Genomic DNA, 5,956 nt, shown 5'->3' with positions numbered 1-5,956 from the left:
TATGATGTTTGATTAGCTCATAAATACTAATTGTATGTTATCTCTAACACGTTTAAACCAACGATTGTATCGTTGCGTTTGGAATTAACGTTGACATATTGCAATTCAGTTTTCAATGTTCATTATCTTTCTAAATGGAGCGGGTGATGGGAATCGAACCCACAACATCAGCTTGGAAGGCTGAGGTTTTGCCATTAAACTACACCCGCAAATATAAAATTAAATGTTTTTGATGCGGTCGAGAGGACTCGAACCTCCACGGGATTTCTCCCACTAGGCCCTCAACCTAGCGCGTCTGCCATTCCGCCACGACCGCTTGGCAAAACGGAAGTTATCAATTTAGAACATTATTAATTATACTGTAATTATATGTCTGTGTCAACAACTTTATTAGCTAAATTTTATCAATGACTTATTTAACTATTTTGTTTGATACGCTATTTTTTCGACATTTATTACTATACGACATTACTCCCTTTACCGTCAATGTTTTATATATATTTAATTAATAATATTTTTCTTTAAAATAACTATATTACACATTCAGTGATAAATTTATATATTGTATTAAAAAATCCACCCACTTTTGGGCGGATTTAATTTTTTATTTTAATGTATTTAACAACTTCAACTTACCTTTACATAAACCACAGACCATTTTTTTCGTGTTAACTTTTTTAATTCTCATAAACTGTTTTCCACATTTTGTGCATTGATATAAATAATTTGCTCTTTCTTCATAACTTTTAGTTGGTGTGCAAAAACGTGGTGCATTGACAGAGGCACTTAAAATTTTAAAATCTCTATCTCTATGTTTATAGCCACTACCTTCTATATGCAAATGGTAGTGGCATAATTCATGTTTAATAATGTCTTTAATTGCTTCTATGCCAAATTTTTCATACTGTTTAAGGTTTATTTCGATATTATGGCTATCTAGTAAATATCTTCCTCCGGTAGTTCTCAACCTATGATTAAAGTAGGCTTTATGTTTAAAACTTTTATTAAAGTAAGTCTCAGATAGTTCTTTGACTAATGTTTGTAACTCATCATTGTTCATTTAGATCAACCATCGATAATGATACTTTTCCTTTATTTTCGTCTATTCCGATAATCCAAACATCTACTATATCCCCTACACTTACAATGTCCATTGGGTTTTTAACAAAACGTTTTGATAATTTAGACACATGTACTAAGCCATCTTGTTTAACACCGATATCAACAAACGCCCCAAAGTCTACTACATTTCTAACTGTTCCACTTAACTTCATTCCAGTAGCTAAATCATCAATGGATAATACATCTGATTTTAAAATAGGTGTATCAAAGTTATCACGTGGATCTCGATTAGGGGCTATTAATGATTTCACTATATCTTCTAACGTAGGTAAGCCGACGTTAAGTTTTGTCGCAAATTGTTGTTGATCTATATCATTCAATTTTGCTTTCAATTCTTGAGTCCCTAATTGTGACGCATCAAAGCCTATTTCATCTAGAAGCTTGTATGTTGCAACATAACTTTCAGGGTGAATTGAAGTATTATCTAACGGTTCCTCCCCATTAGTTATACGTAAGAAACCAATACTTTGTTCAAACGTTTTAGCACCTAAACGTTTAACACTTGCTATTTCTTTGTTGTGTTTAATCGAACCTTGTTCTTCTCTATATTTAATAATATTATCAGCAATCGCGCTTGATAAACCTGAAACGTATTGTAATAATGATTTAGAAGCTGTATTTACGTCCACACCAACTTGGTTAACTGCCTTTTCAACTACGAAAGTAAGCGCACCTTCTAGTGACTTTTGATTTACATCGTGTTGATATTGACCTACTCCAATGGATTTAGGATCAATTTTTACTAATTCACTTAAAGGATCTTGAACTCTACGTCCAATTGATACTGCACTTCTTTCTTCAACTTGAAAATCAGGAAACTCTGCTCGTGCAATTTCTGATGCAGAATATACAGAAGCACCCGCTTCATTAACTATAATAAACTGCACATTCAAATTATGTTCTTGAATTAAATTAGCAGTAAACTGTTCAGTTTCTCTACTAGCTGTCCCATTACCAATGGCAATTAATTCAATATTATAATCATTGATAAACTGTAGCATCGTCGTCGCTGCTTGTTTTGTTTTATTGACTGGTGGATGTGGGTAAATTACGCCTTTTGCTATAAAGGTACCTAATGGATTAATAACGGCTAATTTACATCCAGTTCTAAATGCTGGGTCTACACCTAAAATTTGTTTTCCTTTTAATGGGGGTTGTAGTAATAGATTATTTAAATTTTCACTGAACACATCAATAGCGTGGTTTTCTGCTTTTTCAGTCAAATCTCCTCTAATTTCACGTTCAATAGAAGGCATAATTAATCTTTTTAAACTATCTTGTATCGCTTCATCTATTAAGTAATCTACTTTATTACTGTCCTTTACTTCTTGTTGGTAAATAAATTTTTGTAAATTCGCATTATCCATATCTAACTTTATTGTAAGAACTTTTTCCTTTTCACCACGATTCATCGCTAACACTCTATGATTGGCAATGCGTTTAATCGGTTCGCTGAAATCATAATACATTTCAAATATCGCTTTTTCATCTTCTGCGTTTTTTCTTTTATGTGAAGTAATACTAGCATTATGATATGTATCTTTTAAAATCTTACTACGATATTTAGGATTATCTGAAATTTGTTCAGCAATTATGTCTTGCGCACCTTTTATAGCATCTTCAATTGACGTAACTTCTTCAGTGATATATTGTTTGGCTGTAGTTTCTAAACTATCCTCTGTCGGGTATTGTATCCACTTCGCTAGAGGTTCAAGACCTTTACGTTTTGCTTCTGTAGCGCGGGTCTTTTTCTTTTGTTTGTATGGTCTATATAAATCTTCAACTCTTTGTAATTTTGTTTGTTTTAAAATATCTTGTTTTAACTCATCAGTAAGTAGACCTTGCTCGTTAATATTATGAATAACTTCTTCTTTCCTTTTTAGCAAATTGACCATGTATTGGTATTCATCATCAATTTGTTTTATTTGAACTTCGTCTAGTCCACCTGTTTGTTCTTTTCTGTATCTGGCAATAAAAGGAACTGTATTTTTATCTTCTAACAGTTGTAAAACTGAAGTGATTTGCTTTGTAGTAAAATTAAATTTTTGTTGAATCGATTGAATTAAATTATTATCCATAATGTCCTCCGTCTTATGTCTATATCTTCGGTCTTTATTCTAACATATTCTAAATATCTATAATATGTACGTCGTTTCAACTCCAATTAAAAAACTCCTTCCAATAATTCACATTTAAAGTGCAAATTAGGCAAGGAGTTATAATTATTTCTTTGCTGCGTCTTGTAATTTTTTGATTGCCGTTCTTTGAAGGCGAGAGACATGCATTTGGCTTAAACCAATGCGCTCTCCAGTTTCTTTTTGACTTAATCCTTCGATAAACGTACATTGAATTATCTGACGTTCTCGTTCTGATAAAATGGGCAGAATCTTTTCTAATATCATTCGTTTTTCCGTTAAATCATAATTAGAGTCCTGTTGACCCATGATGTCTAATAAAGTTACTGTTGATCCATCTTTATCTGCTTCAATTGAATGATCTACGCTAAGTGCATTATAGCTTTGACTCATTTCCATAGCTTCTAACACTTCTTCGTCGCTTACTTCTAACCTTTGAGCAATTTCATCAATAGAAGGCGAGCGTTCTAATTCATTTGTTAATTCGTCGCTAACCTTTTTTATACGTGGCCCTATCTCTTTAATTCTTCTTGGAACATGAACACTCCAAGTCTTATCACGTAAATAACGTTTAATTTCTCCAATAACGGTAGGCACTAAAAAAGCTTCGAATTTTCTATCAAAGGATAAATCAAAACGGTTTATTGCCCCAATTAAACCGACCATACCAACCTGAACTAAATCTTCATGATGTGATTGACCTTTAGAATATTTATATGCCAAAGATTCAATTAATTTACGATAGTGATTAACTAATTTGTCTTGAGCATCAGTATTTTCATTGTTTTGATGCTCTTGAATCCATTTATTAATTTGTTCAGGTGATACATCGTTAACCGATTTCGACTCTTTCGTCATCATTTCGCACCTGCTCTTTTTTTATATACTTTGTCATACTAATAGTTACACCTGATTTTTTATCGACTGTAACTTCGTCCATTAATGATTCAATTAAGAATAAGCCTAAACCACCTTCTCTAAGAAAGTCAATATTTTCATTTTCTTTATAAGGTCCAAGCTCTTCTTTTGTTTTTTCATAGTCAAAGCTTTCACCTTGATCAGAAATAACTATTCTAATTTTATCCTCAAAAATTTCAAAACAAAGATTTATCATTCCAGTTTCAACGCCATCTTTATATGCGTGTTTAACTGCATTTGTAACTGCTTCACTGACAGCTATTTTAGAATCTTCAATGTCATCATAAGTTGCTCCTGCTCTGGAAAAGACACCCGATAATGTCAATCTAATTAAGCTCACATATTCTGCAGAAGCTGGCAAACGCATTTCAATATAGTCTTGTTTACTTAGCATGCTATTCAACCTCCGTTCCTTCATTAACATGCATTAAATCTTTTAAGCCCGTTATATCAAACAAACGGCTAATACGTTCAGAAGCACCAAAAATATATAATTCTTTATCGTTTTGGTTCAGGGCTTTTAAAGTACCTACAAATAACCCCAAGCCAGTAGAATCCATGTAACTCACATTTTCTAAATTGACATGTATATCATGCGTACCTTCTTGTCTAAGTGGCACTAATACCTCTTCAAGTTCTGGTACTGTATATACGTCTAATTCTCCGCCTACTTTAATCTCATAATGTTGTTCATGAGTTACTTTTTCAATGTTAAGATTCATTATACTACACTCCTAAAAATTATCTTATTTATTCTCTGTATACCCCTAGTTATTATTCATTAATCCATAGTTATTTATAATTAATTTACGCGTTTAATAATGAGTATCGTTAAATCGTCACGTTTCTTTGGATTTTGAATTTTTAAAATAGCTTCATAAAGTAATTGCACAATATCTTGTGGGTGCATGTGTTTATATTTATGAATCATATTCAGTAAGTAACTTTTATCTAAAAACGTTCCTTCTTCGTCTCTTACTTCCGTAACACCATCAGTAAAAATGATAACTAAATCATCAAGGTAGATAGGAATTTCTTGTTGTTTATATCTAGTCAATTGGCTTACACCTAATACTCGTCCTCGTACATCTATCTCTTCAAATTCTTGTGATTCAGCTCGATAAATGTAACCAGGTTCGTGTCCTGCTGAACTACAATATAACAAATGATTCATCTCTTCATATAGCCCGTAAAACATCGTCACAAACATATTTTGGTTAACATTTTTTTCAACTACGCGATTTAATCTTTTCAAACCATCACTCGGTAATTGGGAATGTCCATACGAATCCATTCCAAATTTAATCATACTCATTGCTAATGCTGCAGGAATACCTTTGCCGATAACGTCAGCTACCGCAAAACTCATTGTCCCATCTTTGTGATCTATGAGATTGAAGTAATCACCACTTACTTTTTGTGCTGCAACAGAAATAACACCGATTTGAATACTATCAAATTGGGGAATATCAGTTTTCAACATCGTTTGCTGTAACCTTGAAGCTAAATCAATTTCCTTATCATGATGTTGCATGCGATCAACAAGTTGTTGATAATCACGATAATTATAACCAAAGCCTTTAACAATTTCTTCCAACACTTCTAATGTAGACAAAATTTGGTTTTGGTTTAAATCTAGCATGGTAATATATTCTTTATGAATTTCAACGAGATCTTCCGGTAAAATATCTTTATTTACAACTTCGTCAATGTAGGAATTACATTTTTCAGCAAGATTATAATTACCAGACGATGACAAACTTAAATCTATAAGTTGTTTG

The 5,956-nt window shown here is 32.4% G+C and carries 6 protein-coding genes and 2 tRNA genes; all 8 read right to left on the bottom strand.

The window, feature by feature from the left end; all coding sequences use genetic code 11:
- Nucleotides 1–135 precede the first annotated feature (135 nt).
- Nucleotides 136–209 (bottom strand) — tRNA-Gly (locus RPL90_RS03980).
- Between the two features lie 24 nt (nucleotides 210–233).
- Nucleotides 234–316, bottom strand: a tRNA-Leu gene (locus RPL90_RS03975).
- A gap of 288 nt (nucleotides 317–604) precedes the next feature.
- Nucleotides 605–1,060, bottom strand: a complete 456-nt coding sequence (locus tag RPL90_RS03970; protein ID WP_313545772.1) for a SprT family protein — start codon at nucleotides 1,058–1,060, stop codon at nucleotides 605–607.
- Nucleotides 1,050–3,200, bottom strand: a complete 2,151-nt coding sequence (locus RPL90_RS03965) for a Tex family protein (protein ID WP_313545770.1) — start codon at nucleotides 3,198–3,200, stop codon at nucleotides 1,050–1,052. The genes RPL90_RS03970 and RPL90_RS03965 overlap by 11 nt, the downstream gene beginning before the upstream one ends.
- Before the next feature lie 144 nt (nucleotides 3,201–3,344).
- Nucleotides 3,345–4,115: an RNA polymerase sigma factor SigB gene (sigB, locus tag RPL90_RS03960; RefSeq protein WP_061855663.1), complete on the bottom strand. Its 771-nt coding sequence runs from the start codon at nucleotides 4,113–4,115 to the stop codon at nucleotides 3,345–3,347.
- Complete coding sequence (gene rsbW, locus RPL90_RS03955) at nucleotides 4,090–4,569, bottom strand: anti-sigma B factor RsbW (RefSeq protein ID WP_313545768.1); 480 nt, start codon at nucleotides 4,567–4,569, stop codon at nucleotides 4,090–4,092. Before rsbW ends, sigB begins: the two co-directional genes overlap by 26 nt.
- A gap of 1 nt (nucleotide 4,570) precedes the next feature.
- Entirely contained in the window at nucleotides 4,571–4,897 is a 327-nt protein-coding gene (locus tag RPL90_RS03950; protein ID WP_061855665.1) for an anti-sigma factor antagonist, read from the bottom strand.
- An 80-nt stretch (nucleotides 4,898–4,977) separates the two neighbouring features.
- On the bottom strand, nucleotides 4,978–5,956 hold a 979-nt coding region (locus tag RPL90_RS03945; protein WP_398573851.1), incomplete at its 5' end, for a SpoIIE family protein phosphatase.

Source organism: Staphylococcus kloosii (assembly GCF_032139365.1).
GTDB lineage: Bacteria > Bacillota > Bacilli > Staphylococcales > Staphylococcaceae > Staphylococcus > Staphylococcus kloosii_A.
The sequence above is the reverse complement of the archived record's forward strand: the minus strand, read 5'-3'. Positions and strand labels throughout refer to the sequence as shown.